The 16,549-nt window shown below is 62.4% G+C and carries 12 protein-coding genes; 2 read left to right on the top strand and 10 right to left on the bottom strand.

The features are described from left to right. Positions 1-14 precede the first annotated feature (14 nt). Together V5E97_RS35045 and V5E97_RS35050 are read right to left on the bottom strand one after the other, a co-directional pair. On the bottom strand, positions 15-1,361 hold the full coding sequence (locus tag V5E97_RS35045; RefSeq protein WP_406696175.1) for a Dyp-type peroxidase: 1,347 nt from the start codon (positions 1,359-1,361) through the stop codon (positions 15-17). 19 nt (positions 1,362-1,380) lie between these two features. Then, positions 1,381-1,932, bottom strand: a complete 552-nt coding sequence (locus V5E97_RS35050; protein ID WP_406701267.1) for a hypothetical protein — start codon at positions 1,930-1,932, stop codon at positions 1,381-1,383. Between the two features lie 732 nt (positions 1,933-2,664). Between V5E97_RS35050 and V5E97_RS35055 the strand changes: the two genes are divergently transcribed. Together V5E97_RS35055 and V5E97_RS35060 are read left to right on the top strand one after the other, a co-directional pair. Beyond that, positions 2,665-3,564 (top strand): polyphosphate kinase 2 family protein, encoded by a 900-nt coding sequence (locus V5E97_RS35055; protein WP_406696176.1) that lies wholly within the window; start codon positions 2,665-2,667, stop codon positions 3,562-3,564. A gap of 254 nt (positions 3,565-3,818) precedes the next feature. Beyond that, positions 3,819-4,697 (top strand): bile acid:sodium symporter family protein, encoded by an 879-nt coding sequence (locus V5E97_RS35060; protein WP_406696177.1) that lies wholly within the window; start codon positions 3,819-3,821, stop codon positions 4,695-4,697. A 180-nt stretch (positions 4,698-4,877) separates the two neighbouring features. Here the strand turns inward: V5E97_RS35060 and V5E97_RS35065 are convergent, their stop codons facing one another. The 8 genes from V5E97_RS35065 to V5E97_RS35100 all read right to left on the bottom strand — a co-directional run bounded on the left by V5E97_RS35065 (position 4,878) and on the right by V5E97_RS35100 (position 16,495). Continuing rightward, positions 4,878-5,069 carry a hypothetical protein gene (locus tag V5E97_RS35065; RefSeq protein ID WP_406696178.1) on the bottom strand — a complete coding sequence of 64 codons (192 nt, stop codon included), beginning with the start codon at positions 5,067-5,069 and terminating at the stop codon, positions 4,878-4,880. Between the two features lie 228 nt (positions 5,070-5,297). Next, the gene (locus tag V5E97_RS35070) at positions 5,298-6,023 is read right to left on the bottom strand and encodes a hypothetical protein (RefSeq protein WP_406696179.1); all 726 of its coding nucleotides are present in this window, start codon (positions 6,021-6,023) and stop codon (positions 5,298-5,300) included. A gap of 70 nt (positions 6,024-6,093) precedes the next feature. Next, the gene (locus V5E97_RS35075) at positions 6,094-7,209 is read right to left on the bottom strand and encodes a peroxiredoxin family protein (protein ID WP_406696180.1); all 1,116 of its coding nucleotides are present in this window, start codon (positions 7,207-7,209) and stop codon (positions 6,094-6,096) included. 489 nt (positions 7,210-7,698) lie between these two features. Continuing rightward, the gene (locus tag V5E97_RS35080) at positions 7,699-9,117 is read right to left on the bottom strand and encodes a DUF1552 domain-containing protein (RefSeq protein ID WP_406696181.1); all 1,419 of its coding nucleotides are present in this window, start codon (positions 9,115-9,117) and stop codon (positions 7,699-7,701) included. After that, entirely contained in the window at positions 9,114-11,750 is a 2,637-nt protein-coding gene (locus V5E97_RS35085; RefSeq protein WP_406696182.1) for a DUF1592 domain-containing protein, read from the bottom strand. Before V5E97_RS35085 ends, V5E97_RS35080 begins: the two co-directional genes overlap by 4 nt. Before the next feature lie 580 nt (positions 11,751-12,330). After that, complete coding sequence (locus tag V5E97_RS35090; protein WP_406696183.1) at positions 12,331-14,955, bottom strand: cytochrome c biogenesis protein; 2,625 nt, start codon at positions 14,953-14,955, stop codon at positions 12,331-12,333. 89 nt (positions 14,956-15,044) lie between these two features. Further along, positions 15,045-16,139, bottom strand: coding sequence for a dTDP-glucose 4,6-dehydratase (gene rfbB / locus V5E97_RS35095; protein WP_406696184.1), 1,095 nt, complete (start codon positions 16,137-16,139; stop codon positions 15,045-15,047). Next, on the bottom strand, positions 16,136-16,495 hold the full coding sequence (locus tag V5E97_RS35100) for a hypothetical protein (protein WP_406696185.1): 360 nt from the start codon (positions 16,493-16,495) through the stop codon (positions 16,136-16,138). The genes rfbB and V5E97_RS35100 overlap by 4 nt, the downstream gene beginning before the upstream one ends. Between the last annotated feature and the right edge of the window lie 54 nt (positions 16,496-16,549).

The following is a 16,549-nucleotide window of genomic DNA, read 5'->3' on the forward strand; positions in this document are numbered from 1 at the left end:
TGTCCTTCCACAGCTCAAGTTCTCAGTGCGGATTCGGGGGGGACATCGGACAGCGCCGCGAGGTCTCGGAGCGCGTTGAGGCCGGGCAGGAAGAAATAAGCACCGCCTCGGACGTTGGTGAAGGCCGGTAGCCCGGTGATCTTCTTCCGGATCGGTCGCTTGGGAATCTTGAATTCCAGCGTGCCGTCCTGGTTGCCGATGATCGGATCGCGTTCATTGGTGAGTTCGTGGAAGTTCTTATCATTGGCCCACACGTTTTGCGCAAACTCGAACTGGCGGATCAGGCTCCCGCAGATCACGAAGGCCGCGATCCCCCGCTCCTGGCCATCCTCCGGTGCATCTTCCGGCAGATGCGGCCCATAGGTGGCGCCGCGTCGAATCAGACGCCGCCGATTCATGTTTGCGGCCGTGTCACGCGGGTTCATGCGACGTATGTGCGACCCCAGCGGCACAGCGTACCCGTGAGGGTCCAATTCCTTGAAGTTGAAGTCGTTGTTCCGCTGCGGATCAGCTCCGAGGGCAGGATCATCCTTGTCCGGCGCCAGCACGAGCGGGGCGCCGCTTCGCCAGCGGCCCATGAGCTTGGCGGCGACAAGTTCCTGTTCCTCCGGGGTCTGGGCGTTCCGACGCAGGAAATCTCGAAACGCCCCCACGTGTTCCTGCAGGCGGCGGTAGGCCATGTAGCTGCCGTTACGGCGGAGGGTTTCCGGCTGAGGCTGGCTGGCCACGTTTCCGTCCTCGTCGGGATAGCCGAGGATGAATTCGCCCGCCTTCAGCGGCCCGCCCGAGCCGGGCATCGGTTCCTCGCCCGACCCCTCGATGGCCGGTTGCGAGAGCCGGTCCCGGTAACCGAAGTGGTCGTGCGCGTAGTCAAACGGCGGGGTGGCTTCGAGGTCGAGCGATGAGAGCACTTCCACCGCCTCACAACGCGCAACGAGTGCTTGGTGCTCTGACCGGCAACGCTCGCGTTCCGCGCGATCGCGGGCGAAGAGGATGACTATGGCGTGGAGGTCCGGGCTGGCCAGATGTCCCACCCAATTGTCAGGGTGATTCGCGCCCGTGTCGCCGAGGATCTCCGCCCGGGCAACCATGCCCTGCTTGAACTCATCGGGGAACGTGTCCAGCGACGCCGCATCCACCCCCAGCGCCCGCAAACCGTTCCACGTGAAGGCCACGGTCACCCATCGTTTGTCTTCCTCGACCGAGGCGCGAGCTGCGGCGGTCGACTGCACCGTCGGTAGGATCCCGGCGAGCCACTTCCTCCCAGCAGAGGGGTTGTGAAAGGACAGAAACTCATAGCGTGCCGCGAGCGCCGGCGCACGGGTGAGCAGGATGTGCTGAATGTCGTCAAACTCCAGCATGTTGCATCGTCCTGGCGGATTACTGCATCTGGTCGAGCATCGTGGAGAATGCCGCCTTGAGCCTGAGCGCCTTCTTGATCTCATCGGCGCTCACGTAGGGATACTCCCCGTATTCGAGGAAGCTCGGGCATTGGTGCTCTCGGACGAATTTGACGAAGGCCGCGGGGTTCGACTTCCAATCCTCGGGGAACCCTTCAAGGTTCTCGAAGATCGTGTTGATGCCGTATTTCGCGAAGAGGGCCACGGCGTCCTCGGTGTACTTATCGAAGTCGGTGTCGAAGATGCCCTGATACATGAAGTAGGTCTCCGTACCGATGTCGAAAAGCACCCAGCGCAGGTAGTGCAGCTTGAGCACCTCGAGGGCGTCGGGCAGGCCCGCGATGGTCTCCTCGATCTTCTTCCCATACCCGCGGATGGTCTGCTCGGTGCCGGCCTTGATCTTCGCGATGATCGTGAAGCCATAGCACGCGGGAGTCTTGGGAAAGATTGGGCCGTATCGTCCCTGTTCCTCCTCGAAGAAGCCGTCCTTCGGGATCGCCTTGGCGGCGGGCTTCGCCCAGTCGTGCTGCATGTCAGTCTTCCTGCCTTTCTTGTCGCGGGGCTTCGCCCAGTGTTGCTTGATTTCCAGGTCGTCCATCGGCACGGCTCACGGCCGATCGCGACTGTCGCAACAACTCGTACCGGCGGCCAGGATTCGAGAAAATGGTCCAATACGAGGGCGGGCTGGCCTTCCCGTGCACCCAGATGAGCCTTGATTTCGTGGTCGACGACCTCGCTCGGGTCTCCTGAACTCGGATTGGATTCGGGCCGAATGCCCCCTGCCCTGCCATCTCGACCGTTGTCACGTCCCTGACACATTAACGCGGCCTCAACGGATCAGTAGCATCTACAAATTCTATGCTTGCGAACAAAGAAGATGCGAAAATTTTTCGATTTCAGCCGGCCCCTCCTTCTTTTGCAGTTTTTCTCCTGGCGCTCGCCGGTTGGTGCGCTGATTTCGCGGTCAGACGGTATTCTGCCTCGGTTCTGGAATCGGTCGCTCCGGTATCGTACGATTGGGACGCTACCCGTTGAGCTCGCCAGTGCGGCGAGTGGCTACCAGGACGGCCAAGGCCAACATGCCTCGGGGAATCAGCTCATTTCGTGGTAATTTCGACGGGCCGACCCCGCCCAGTCGTTGGACCTTTCCCCTCGGGTTCTTGCGATCTATAACCAAGCGATGTGGAGATTCTCCTCGACGCGGCCCGGCCCCGGTTGGTGGCCCATTCCCTCGCGTCGGTGAGGTCCTCCATGGAGGCCGCCCGTGATTCGAAAAGACATCATCGACCGGTTTCGCGTACCTGCCGGCGCGAAAATCCGGATCAAGGATCACAACCCCGGCTGGTCACAGACCGAGGAAATGGAGGAACTCGGCAAGGATGCCCTGAAGGAGCGGGCCCGGCAGACCCTCGACCAGAACCTCGCGGACCTCTCCCATGCGCAGGAGATGCTGTACGCCGACGACCGGTTTGCGGTGCTGATCGTCCTCCAGGCGATGGACGCGGCCGGCAAGGACGGGACGATCAAGCACGTCATGTCCGGGGTCAATCCCCAAGGCTGCCAGGTGTTCAGCTTCAAGAAACCGTCGGCCGAGGAACTGGACCACACCTTCCTCTGGCGCTACATGAAATGCCTGCCGGAGCGTGGGCGGATCGGGATCTTCAATCGGTCCTATTATGAAGATGTCCTCGTCGTGAAGGTCCACCCCGAGTTGTTGACGGCCCAGCATCTTTCGCCAGTGAAGTTTGGCTCGAAGTTCTGGAGCCAGCGATATAAAGACATCAATGCTTTCGAGCGACACCTGGTCCGCAACGGGACGGTGGTGCTCAAGTTCTTCCTGAACGTGTCGAAGGAAGAGCAGAAGCGGCGGTTCCTCGAGCGGCTCGACCGGCCGGAGAAGCACTGGAAGTTCTCGACGTCCGACCTCGCCGAGCGGGGCCATTGGGATCAGTATATGCGGGCTTACTCGGAATGTCTGTCGGCCACCAGCACCAAGTGGGCACCGTGGTACGTCGTCCCGGCCGACCACAAGTGGATCACCCGGGCCATCGTTGCCGACGTCGTCACGACCACGATCCAGTCGCTGGACCTGAAGTATCCCGAGGTGACCGAGGAGAAGAAGGAGCAACTGGCCGAGGCAAGGCGTCAGCTCACGGCCGAATGATCCAAGTCCAAGCAAGTGACGCGTTGAGATGACCGATTGGACCGACGGCGGGCTCGGGGCCGGCCGCCAATGGGGCTGGACCGGGGTGATCGCCCGCATCATGTATCTCTTCGCGACCCTCAACCCGAGCGGGCCCTGGAAGGGGTAGGACGTCGTTTTTCGAGACGCGTCTCCGTGCGGAAATCGCCGGTCCACCTGCCGGTCGATCGTCTCGTCACCACGTGGAGTCGTCCTGGAAGCAAGGCGGTGCGGCCGTGAATACTCAAAGTCTCATCAGTCTGCTCAACGTGACGGCCCTCGTGACGATGATGTTGTCGATGGGGCTGCAGGTCAGCTTCGAGGATCTGCTGGCCTCGGCCCGGCCGACGCGTCTGCTCGTCATGGGCCTGCTCGCCAACTACGTCTTCGTGCCGGCGGTCACGGTCGGGCTGCTGAACCTGTTTCGGGCCGACCCGATGGTCTCGGCGGGTTTCCTCATCCTGGCGGTTTGCCCCGGGGCCCCGGTCGGACCGCCGATCACCGCCATCGCCAAGGGCAATGTCCCTTGGGCCGTCGGCATGATGTTGATCCTGGCGGGGCTGTCGGCACTGGCCACGCCGCCCCTGCTCAGCGTGCTGCTAGCGCGGGTGGCGCCGGATCGCGGCTTGCACGTCAACGCTCTCGCGATCCTCCAGATCCTGCTGATTACTCAATTGCTGCCCTTGCTTCTGGGCTTGGGAATTCACCATGGAGCACCCAAGTTCACCCGACTGATCGTCAGACCGGTTGGCCTTCTCGCGAATGTCTTGCTCCTGGCCTTGGTCGGGCTGATCGCGGTCACGCAGTATGAGACGCTGGCGGCCATCCGGCTCCGGGGTTGGATCGGGATGGGCCTGCTCATGCTGGCCAGTCTCGGCATCGGCTGGGCCAGTGGGGGCCCTGCTGTCGCAACCCGGAAGGCTTTGGCCGCGACCACGGCCACGCGCAACGCCGCAGTGGGCCTGGTCATCGCCGCGAATAACTTCGCGGGCACGCCCGCCGTCACCGCCGTGGTGGCGTACGGCCTCGTTTCCATTGGAGGCGCTCTGGGTTGGGCGCTGCTGCTTGGCAAGCTCGCGCCCCTCGAACGGAAGATGGCCCCGGCCGGTTCGTAGCGCCGCGCCCCATCATCACGCTCCCCACCGCCACACCCGGGAATCTCGATGCCGACGGATAACCTCATGCCCGAGCGGCGAACGCCTGCAAAGCCCAGGGCTATCCCTGGATCGGAATCAGTTGTCTAATCACATCATTATTATTCGGTCGATTCGCGGAAACGAATGGCGGTCAGGCCTTTAGTCGTCGACCTCGACCGTCCCCAAGAAGGGCTGCTTCGGGTGAGTCAACAAGCCATGCTTGATCTCCGCCATTTGTTTGAGGTGACACGTCCATGAATCGACATTCGCCTTGATCAGAGGCGGAGTCCCGGGCGGGCGAAGCGGCACAACGATCGCCCGCCCTTTGACCGCGAAGGACCCCGGATCCATCCCTCAATAGCCCCAGGGCTCTGGGGGCGGGCTCTGGGGAGCAGAGGCGGCCACGCGGCTCGCTTGGCTGCGTAAAGCTATTGCGACATTATGCAATTGGAAATTGCTGCATAGCGAAGGTGTCGGCTTTCGGCAGTGAACCTGACGGATGTGCCGCTTATGTCGCATCCGGATTACTGATGTTCGACAAGGTTGCTCTGTTGCTCGAATGGGGTTCACCTTCCCCGATCACGAATCACCTGTCTCGGCGGCCTGATCCAACGCCTGGTGAAGGAACAGCAGGAAATAGTGGAAGCAGTCGGCGACCGCCTTGGAGCGAGCGGACCTGACCTCGGCGATCGCCGGCTGCCCATAGTTCACCAACTTCCGTTTTGCAGCCCCGACGCTCTGTGCCTTCGCCTTCTCTCCGGACCGGACCTGGTTGAGTACAACCTTCACGGCCGCTTCGACCTCCGCCTGCGCGGAGCGCAACGTGCCAGTGTTGGGAGCATCGCGCGGCCAGTCAAGGGCACCGCCGGGGAGGAAGAAGCCAGTGAGTGGCAGCAGGTCCGATCGCGTGCTGGCCGAGCGTGTCTCGGGTTTCGAAGAAGCCCGAGCCTGGGGCGCGGTACGCCGGCTGAGACTCTGACGCGACGAGACCTGGTAGGTCCCTTCCCCCGCGTAGTCGCGGAGGTGGTTGAAATAGGCGTTCGAGCTCGCGCTCGGTGACGCCATCTGACTGGTGGCGGCCTGTTGCTGAACGGAGTTCCCGTAGGCGGAAATCCGCGCCTTGTCACGGTCGTACAAGTAATCGGTCGGGCTGGGGACGCGCTCGGGCGTATAGTACAGGAACGGAGCGCCGGGGTAGGCAATCCCGACGCCGAACTGGGCCTCGGCCCGTCCCGCGGCCATCGCGGCCAGGAACGCGGCCGCCGCCAGGGGAGATGCGACCCGAGACGGAAGGGAAAAGAACATGGTCAATCGCCCCGTTGATCTGGAATGGGTTGACGATGGATTGCCCGACCCGTTGACAACGGGTGGAGACTCAACGAGGCGCGCGGGGCCTCTTCACCGCCTCCGTAACCGCGTCCATCAGGTTTGCGTCCCACTGGTCGAAAGTGACGACCTTGCCGTCGCGGCCGACGAGGACGTTGGCGGGGAGTTCCGAGACGGCATACAGGCTGGCGATGTCGTGCTCGTCCTTGCCGCTCAGCATGTTCGGCCAGGGGACCCCGAACTCGACAACGAACTGCCGCACGAGCCGGTCGCGGTCGAGGCCGCTGTCCAGGTTGACGCCAAGGATCGCGAACCCGTCCTTCTCATGAGCCTCCAAGGCGCGGTTCAGCGCCGGGAGCTTTTCGACGCAGGGGGGACACCAGGTCGCCCAAAAAACGATGAGGACGACCTTGCCCTCGAGATCCTTGAGCCGGACGTCAGCACCGTCCGCGTCGACCCCCTGAATCGCGGGGGCCGGCCGGCCGACAAGCGCGAGTCGCCTCTGATAGCCGGCGAAGTGTTCGCGGACCGCGGCGTTTTCGGCCTTGCTCGCAACGAGTTCGCAAACCTCGCGAGCGAGATCGAACTTCCGGCCCTGAACCAGGCGCCGGAAATACGCCTCGCCGATGGTGAGGAGGGTGCGTGTCTGAATCTGAGGCGCGGGGGTCGGACCCGTGGCAGGAGCCGCCAGGTAGGCCTTGAGGTTGCGCATCGAGCCGTCGTAATCGCCCCGTTCCGCCTCCCCGATGAGGTTGACGAGTTGGGCGAGGAATTCGACCTCACGGCTTGTTCCGCCAGTCCGGATTACTTGCTCCGCGGCCGGCTCGGCATCGGCGTAGCGGTCGACGGCGATCGCGAACCGGAAGATCTCCAAATAGGTGAGCTCGGCCTCGCCCCCTTTCTGCGACCCCGCCAGCCGAGTAAGCCGCTCGATCCGCTCGCGGTCGAGGCGCGCTCGCTGCTGCTGATAGTCCGAGATGATCCGAGAGAGCGAATCGTCTTGGACACCCTCGACAGGTCGCTCCGTTTGTTGCGCGAGGGCCATCGCCGCTGGGCCGAGCCATAGGGTAGCCAGGACGGCACAAAGGGCCCGGAAGGCCGGGAACCGAGCCGGACAATTCTTCCGGAGTCGGCAATCCGCACTCCACAACTTATCCCCAATCACCGAGGATCCTCCATGTCGGATGGGCTTCGTCACAGGACCGTGCCGGCCCTTGGGCCTTTCAACTTACCATCCACCGTGGAGTCCTTCCATGGTGTATCTCAAGATCTGCCAGGTTCAATCACGCGATTGATACTCCGCCCGACGGAAGGCATCAAGATAGTTTGAGGCGACGGCCTTGGCGATGTGGCCCCCAACCTTAAACTCTGAATGCCACATCGTTCGGACAGAGTGCCACGAACCCGACCGGGCCCGACGAGTGCGACGCTTCGTCCTCGATTTTGGAGCCCCGTGGCCGTACTCGCTCAGCCGCGAGGGCGGACCTGACATCGCGGGTGCCGTCGCGAAGATCGCCGCGAACGTCCCAAGCCCCACCATCTCTCGGTACGACTGCGATCGTGCCCGGGGCTCGGGATAGGGCAACGCCGTCCCGCAGCAGGTCGTCGCGAGCCAGACGCATATAACAATTGTGCTATTATCTGGTTATTAATTTTAGATATTAGCGAGACGTCCGGTGGAGTCGCCAAATCGTTCCAGTCTCGAAATTCCGAGTCGATCCGCCATGTCCAGAAAGAGGTTTGTCGCCGGTTTGGAGCCGTAATTCACGTAGCGCCCAGGAGTCAGCGTCCCACCACCGGCCCCGGCAAGCAGGAACGGCAGGTTGGTGTGCGTGTGGGTGTTGCCATCAGCGCAGCCGCTACCGTAGACGATCATGGAGTTGAAGAGCAGGGAGTTGCCGTCGGCATCGTTTGTCGCCTCGAGCTTTGCCAGGAACCGGGCGAACTGCTGGACATACCACGAGTCGATTTTGACGACCTTTTCGACCCAATCCGGCCGGTTTTGGTGGTGCGACAAGTCATGATGACCCTCGGAGACTCCGATATGATCGAACGACAGATTACTCCCCTCGTGAGTGACCAGGAAACTCGCCACGCGCGTCGAGTCCGTCTGGAACGCCAGGAAGAGCATGTCGTACATGAGCTGAACGTATTGTGTGTAGTCCGCGGGGATGCCCGCCGGAGTCTCGACGCCCAAATCCTGGACCGCTCCGAACTGTTCCGCCCTTTCGATGCCCGTCTCGATCTCGCGCACGCTGGACAAGTACTGGTCTAGCTTGTCTCGGTCTTGAGGGTTGAGCCGTCGTTGCATGGAGCGCGCATCTTCAAGGACGAAGTCGAGGAGGGACCTCTGCTCTTGCCGTCGCCGCTGACGGTTCGCCTGCCGCTCGGCGGGGGCCCCGGTCCCAAACAAGCGTTCGAAGACCAGGCGCGGATTGGATTCCGGCGTGACGGGCGTCGTGGGCGAACTCCAGGACAAGTTGTACTGGTAGGCGCACGAATAGCCGGAATCACAAGCCGCGGTCTTGCGCACGGCGTCGCATCCGAGCTCGAGTGAAGCGAAGCGCGTGAGCGGACCGATCTGGCGTGCCAGCACCTGATCGATGGAGATCCCGGCGTGGATATCGGTTGCACTCTTTTTAAGCCGGACCCCGGTCAGGAACGTGCCATTGGCCCGCGCGTGTTCACCAGAACCATCAACACCATTCGGACCCGAGTCCGCGGTCTGATGGTCCAGGCCGCCGAGCACCTGGATCAGGCCCTTGATCGGCTCCAGGGCCTGAAGGCTTCGGCTGAGCTGATAATTCGTTTCCTCACCCTTCGGCCACCAGGCGGCGGGAATGGCGCCATTGGGGACGTACACGAAGGCCGCGCGCAACGGTGCGCCCGTCGGGGTCGTGCCCACGCCGCCGACGGGCAACGCGCGCGAGGCGAACCGGGCGGTTGGGCGCAGCGAGGCAAGGACCGGCAGCGCGACAGCGACTCCCAGCCCGCGCAGGAGATGACGGCGACTGAGGCGGCCGCAACGGGATGGGGCGATCGGATCGGTTCCGCCAGGGTTCGTCGAGCTCATGGTTGCCTCCTTGGTTCGCCGCTCTGTTCCGGATCCGCCGTCGCCTTGTCTATTCGATTCGGGGACGTTCCCTCTGTGGATCGTTGGCGTCTCTGGAACTGCGTCGACTCGACCACCCCGGAGATCAACGCGCCGGCGCGGCCGTTTTCGCGTTCGATCCGATCCACTAGATTATCAACTGTGGCTACATCATGATAGTTGAGTCCGCGTCCTAAGGCATACGTGAGCATTTTCTCGCTCAGACAGCGAAAGAAGTCGCGGCTATGTTCGTCGGCCAAGATGCGCTTCAGCTCTTTGACGTTCGAGAATGACTCACCGGTGATGAGTCTTCCGGTCGAATCTACGGGATTGCCTTGTTCCCGGTCCCGCCACTGACCGAGTGCATTGAAGTTTTCCAGAGCCAATCCCAGGGGATCCATCCGATTATGGCAAGAGTTGCACGCGGGCCTTTTGCGGTGCAGTTCCAGGGTCTCCCGCAACGTCGGAGTGCGGCTCGCGAAATCCTTCGCCGCCGCTTCGAGAGGCGGGATATTCGGCGGCGGAGGGGGCGGGGGAATTCCCAGAATGTTGTCGAGAATGAACAGGCCGCGCTTTACGGGAGAAGTCCGGTCCGGGTTCGAGGTCACGGCCAGCACGGTTCCCTGCGTCAGAACGCCGCCGCGCGGGCTCTTGGGTGGCAGGGCAACGAGGCGCATTTCCGTCCCTTCGACGCCATCGATCCCATAGTGTCTTGCCAGCCGCTCGTTCAGGAACGTGTAATCGCTGAGCAGGAACTCCCGCAGATTGCGGTCCTGACGCACGATTCGGTCGACGAGCATCTCAGTTTCGCGCCTCATCGCCTGGCGCAACTCGTCGTTCAAATCGTGTGCGCGGAAGCCGCGGAACGACCTGAAGTACGCCGCGCGCACTTCGTTCCGTTCTTTCTTCTCCCTGTCCGTAAGCGCATCGGGGAATCTACGATTCAGTTCTTGCAAACGTGCCCGGGATCGATTGGCGTCGGGATCAGACGGCTGATCGCGGTAGATCACTGCGAACGCATTGATAGGAACCGTCTCAATGTCGCGTGCCTGCAGCCACTGCCCGACAAAGTTCCGGATGAATTCCCCCGACCGAGGGTCGGCGAGCATTCGTTTCAGTTGAGCAGATAGGTTTTTCCTGAGCCTGTGTTCCTCGGCCAATCGGAACAACTCGGCGTCAGGCATGGTCGACCAGAGGAAGTACGATAGCCGCGAAGCCAATGCATATTCATCGATGAGCGGGTATCGGTCTGAAGAATTTTCCTCAAGGCCTTCCTCTCGGAAGAGAAACCTTGGGGAAGCCAGGACGGCCGCCATCGATTGGGCGATACCGGCCTCGAAGGTCCGCCCCTCCTGAGAGTACTCGCGCTCGGCCAGCGCCGCGAGCCGATTCACCGTGACCTCGTCCACGGGACGCCGAAATGCTTTTCGGGCGAAGCCACGCAGCAGCGAGCGCGCGTAGAGCCGCCGCTCCGGGGCGCCCTCCGGAACAGCGCTCGGGAAAAAGCGGGCATAGTTCGCGGGTCGGATCCAGAATTGTCGCTCCCAAGGCCCGCGCACGGCCACCGATTCGATCCTGATCGCAAGGGATCTGAGTTGCTTCGTGCCCGGCGTCAGTGGCTCGAGGGCGAACGCCAGCTCATGTTCGCCCGCACTCCAATCGAGATCGAGTTGACACTGGAACGGCTTGTTTTCCTGCCGGCTGTATTCCTGCCGGATCAATTCTTGTCCGTCCGCCTTGAAAACGAGCTGACATTTGTTGTAGTCGGCCCCGAAGGCATCCTTATCACATGCCGTTAAGTTCAGCACCAGTTGGTAACGGCCCGGGTGCTCGGCGTGGAACGTACTTGTAACCGACGCCGGCTTGTAATACGAGAGCGACAACGGGCCTTTGTCCCCCTTTTCATCGTCGCCGGCACCGGCCCGATGGAAGCGTTGACCGGCGATCATCGTCTCCGGAACGACTCGCGAGACCACCGGCACCACTTGCGAGACGATGGACTTCGCAGCGGCGAGGTACTTCTCCAGCAGCAAGGGTGACAGGGTGAGGACATCAGCGATGTTGTCGAATCCATGACCCGAGTCGTCCGGTGGAAACGCGACGTTCGTGTCGTAGTCCACACCCATCAAGTCACGAATCGTGTTTCGGTATTCGACCCGGTTGAGCCGGCGCACGGTGACGCGGCCGGGGTCGGAGTTCGTCGGCTCGATTCCGAACGCGCCGTACTTGATCCAGTCCTCGAGGAGCCGCCGCTCCGAGTCAGTTGGCCGGGGTTTGCCGGCCGGGGGCATAATGCCGGCCCGCACGTTTTTGAGCACGGTCCACCAGAGCTCTCCATCGTGCAGTCGGGCCTGATCCATCGTGAACTCGTCGAGCGCTAGCCCCCCCTTCTTCATTCCGTTGCCGTGGCACGCAACGCAGTAATCCTCGAGGATGGGTTGGATATGTTCGCGGAATTGCGACTCGACCTGGTCCGCCGTGCTCACTCCCGCGGAGAGCAAGGCCGCGAGACCAAGGCCGAGGGTGATACCCGCGTGCAACACACGGCCCAGACCGATCGTCGGTCGGCCCAGACGACCAAGCCGGGACTCCCTCGAACCTGACGATGCATCCATTGGGTGCACACTCACATTAATGCCATTTGTTGATTTTATTGCTGTTTAAGCCGTTCATTTATCGATCTTTACTTAATGCGTTGCAACGCACGTGTCGTTTTTTCAACTCGGCCATGATCCATCCCCAAGGATCGCCATCGATTTCTCTGTCCTTTCGGGGAAGTCACGCATGTCATGCGGCCACGTTGAGCATCCTAACCACCGCGTCCTGAATTTCCTCCTCGGTCCCTCCCGGCCGGAGAACCTCCCGAATTTCCTCACCCAGCAGCGCACGGCGTCAGGCCCTCCGCTTCCGCATGGTTCGGGCGGTGTGACGCCTTCTCCCGAGGCGGGGCCAAGTGACCCGACAGTTCGCCCTTACGAATCTCACTTGGTGCTGGCCCGTGCCCGCGGCCCACATCGCGGCGTCAGTGTGTCGTCGAGGGCGAGAATCGGCAGGCAGACTGGGGCTACTCGTGCATTGAAAACGCCCACAACAATCGACCGACAGCATCTGCCAGATGACCAAGGCCTGGCCGCTGGCCAACTCTTACCCAAACCTCAGGCAGCTTGGCAGCGGTACGCCGAGCATCGACGTTCCCTATCGCGCACGCGACCGTCGCCACGCCGCGGCGCCGACGACCGCGAGTAGGGCGAGCGAGCATGACATCACGATTCTCCAGTCCCCGCCTCCGGTATTGCCGTAGTGGTGCAGTCCGACGGGCAACACGAAGTTTGCACCGTACCAGGACATCAATACCGCAATGAAGCATACGACCGACGCGGCCACGAGCCCGAACGTGTTCATCCAACCGGCGAATCGACAATGCAGGGGCACGAGATAGACCAGGAGCGTAACCAGGGCCAACACCTCCTTGGGGTCCCAGCGCCAGAACCCGCCCCATTTGTAGTGGGCCCACGCGCCGCCCAGAATCATGCCCACCGCGAGGAAGAGGGCGCCGACCTGCATGGCGCGATAGATGACGTTCGCCAAGGGCTCGATCCGCGTGAAGTCCTCGCGCGCGTGAACTCCCAGCAGACTCATCACAATCAACGCGCCGCCAACCAGACCTACGAGCCACGCGTCGTATAAGTCGAGGGCACTCGCCAACGACCCTTGGACTGCTCCCGTCGTGACGGCGATCAACCCCGTCGAACCGACCGCCGCCAAGATGACACCGAGGACGCACGCGCGCCGAGGGGACCGATTCGCGAGCTCGCCCAGCAGGCTGAAGCCGCCAACGATCGTCAGAACACCCCCCAAGGCCGCAAGCCCTAAGCTCACGAAACCGAGCCACTGGGGATCAAGAACCGGGAGAAGTAAGGGCCGGTACGACGAGTCGATTCCGAGGCGGCCCAGCGCATAGAGTGGAATCCCGGGCAACAGTGGCCAGGCGAGCTCACTGTAAGACGGGGAGCGGCGATAAGTCGCCGTGAGGTAGTGACCGACCGCCAGCAGCCCGAGGCCCAGCGCAAGCGCAAATGCCGCGTAGCTCGAGGCGATCGTCAGGACATGGCCCACAAGCCAACGGTTGCTCCGCAGCTCAGGCAGGACCGCACGGATGCTCGGGTCGAGGAGCGACACGTTCTGGGCCAGGACGGTCGCCAGCAAGGCGATGCCGCTCGCGGCCAGCGCGGCGTGCTTTTTCCGCCAGAGAAGCTCGAACGCCAGGCCCAGGCCCGCGGTTGCCAGGGCGACCCAAACGACTGTTTCGTACATGGTCGTGACCGGGCCCCAGCGGGAGATGCGAAACCTGTGCCAGAAGCCATACAGCTCGAGCGCGATCCCGACCATGAGCCCGACCATCCCTAGACAGTAGAGCGCGGCACCTAACTTCCCGGCCGGCGTCCGTAGATTCGCCCTGATCCCGAGACTCAACAGCAGCAGTACCAGGCCGAAACCATAGGCGATTGGCGCCCTGGAGAACGGAGCGAATCGATTTAATCGTGACTCGCGCGCCATCGCGGCCGGTTCGGGGTACTCCCCGAGGCTCGTGCCGAGGTCACGAGCGGCGGCCGTCAGGGCGACCGCGATCGCCTCGGGGAGATTGCCGGGCGCCGCGCGCTCCGCGTCTTCGAGGTCTCGATAGCACTTGCGGAACGCCACAACCTGTTCAGCCGGCAACCCCGCGTGCGCGAGTTCCGACACGTCGCTCCCGAGGATGATGCCCAGGGGAATCCAGGGCGAACGCTCAGCCAACCATACCGCGAGCTTCTGATCGAACACGGCATCTTCCCCCGGCAAGGCCCAGTCCTTGCTCTGAAGGCCCTGGAGGTACTCCACGAGGGTGTTGGCGACGTTGGCCTCCAGCGGCGACAGGGTTTGATTGGGCTTCATGCCCTTCTCGAAACTCGCGGTCGAATACACGCTGTAGGCTTCGTTGAAGGGGCGCGGGACCACCAGAAGGTCGAGCGGCTTGATCGCGGGGCTCTTGTGCTCGCGGATTGCCTGGTAGTGAAACAATCGCTCACCGACCTCGGTCGCCTTCACCTCGATCGGCGTCAGTTTCGAGGCGGCAGCGATCCCGTCGGAACGGCCACGGTCCTTCCTGTCCAGGATCTCGCCGACCCACTGCGAGAACGTGAGCGTGTGACCTTCGTGCTGGAGTTGGGTGGCCTCGAGCACGCGCGGCGAGAGCCACTCGTGATCCCGGCCGACCTTGACGGCCAAGGCGTTGAGACACTTACCCGTCGTACTCGCTTCGCCCGACTGTTGCGCCGCTGTGTACAAGTCGGCCTCGGTCAGCTCCGGCTGCGCAGCTAGCGCTTGGAGCGACCTTCTGAGTGCGGGCGTGGCCCTGCCGGCCAACGATCGGACCTGCTCACGGATCGATTCCCCCAGGAGCAGGCGTTTCAACGGCAGGGACTCAACCAGGATGAAATCCTGATTGTCCCAGAACTGGGACCGGGCCGACCAATCCAGGAGCGCCGCCACCGGTTCCCAACTCGACGTCGTCTTGCCGTCTGGGCCGAGGAGTTTGATGGTGGAGCGGCCGTAAATCAGTTTGACCTCTTCGATGGCCATACTATGGAGAGGTTTCACCCGATCCCGATGCTTCACGGGCAGATCACCGACTATGGCGTAAGCGTGCCCGACGCCGACGCGCACGTCGTCAGCGTACCCGGAGCCGACGCGAGGACTCGTCAGCGCCGTGGCCGAGGCGATTGCCAAGACGAGGCCGAAGCAGAGCCACATGATTCGCCGTATGGTCTGAGAGCAAGTCATAGACGAAACTCGAGGACCGGTGGAGCAGGAACAAACAGTGGGGAGTGGTAGGCCATGCCACTCGGCGGGAGGCGGTCCCAATCCGGCCCTCACTGATCCCCCAATCCAGCCCGGCTGTGGGCCAGGCCAAGTCGTTCACCGCGATAAGCGCCGGACAGGACCGAATCGCACCACGTCGCATTCTCCAGATACCACATCACCGTCTTTCGGAGGCCCGAATCGGGCGACTCGACCGGCTTCCAACCCAGCTCGCGGCGGATCTTGCTCGCGTCGATCGCGTACCTGAGGTCGTGTCCGGGACGGTCGGAGACGAACCTGATTAATGACTCGTGCGGCCGGTGCTGAGATTCCGGAGCCAATTCGTCGAGCAGCCGACAAAGATCCAAGACTATTTGAATATTGGTCCGCTCGTTGTTGCCGCCAATCAGGTAGGTTTCTCCCGGGACACCCCGTTCGAGGACGGTCCTCAGCGCCCTGACATGATCCTCGACGAAGAGCCAGTCACGAACATTTTCGCCTTTCCCGTAGATTGGGAGCGGCTTCCCACCCAGAGCGTTGAGGATCATCAATGGGATCAGCTTCTCTGGAAACTGGAACGGGCCATAGTTGTTGGAACAGTTGGTGACCACCGTCGGAAGGCCGTAGGTTTGGTACCAAGCGTGGGCGAGATGGTCCGAGCTCGCCTTACTCGCGGAGTAGGGGCTACTGGGTCTGTAAGGGAGTTCTTCGCGGAAGTGGCCGGTCGAACCAAGCGAGCCATAGACCTCGTCCGTGGAGACATGGACGAAGCGGAACCGCTCCTTGACCGGGTCCGAATCCGAACAGGTCCGCCAATAGTTCGTCGCGACCTCGAGCAATGTGAAGGTACCCATGACGTTTGTGCGGATGAACTCCGAGGGCGCGTCGATCGATCGGTCGACGTGTGACTCGGCGGCCAGATGAATCACGGCGGTCGGTCGATATCGCTCGAAAAGGCGAGTCAATCGCCGGGAGTCACAGATGTCGACCTTCTCGAACTGGTAGCGAGGGTGGTTCTCCACAGACTCGAGCGAGCCGAGGTTGCCCGCATACGTGAGCTTGTCGATATTGAGGACGACGGAGGACGTCTGTTCGATCAAGCCGCGGACGAGGGCAGAACCAATGAAGCCCGCGCCGCCGGTCACGACAATTCGTTCATTCATCATAAGCGTTGTTCCAGTTGGACTCTGTTCGAGTCGGTGGGGTTCGGATACCAGCACGAGTGGCTGTAGCTCGGATCGCGAACTCCGCGTCGCAATGAGCGGGCGCGGCGGTGTTGCAGACGCAGCCGAGTACGACGGATCCCATCGTCACTCCCGGCCTGCATCAGGGCCTCGCCATCGGCAAAAAGTTGGCTGAGGCCGACACCAACCACCGCGAGCCGCGAAATCGCACGAGCCAGGCGGACCTTCGATGCAAGGCGTGCGATCAAAGTGCCCTTGCCAATAGGAACGCCGCTCGGGAAATCCGAGCGATGGCCTCCCCCCAGTAAGCCAGAGAAATGGCGACTGAGAACGCTCAATTGGAAATCCCCCACTACAACGCGACGGGAGGCCAAACGGGTCGAGGGTCATTC

Source organism: Singulisphaera photorubra (genome assembly GCF_045290345.1).
GTDB lineage: Bacteria > Planctomycetota > Planctomycetia > Isosphaerales > Isosphaeraceae > Singulisphaera.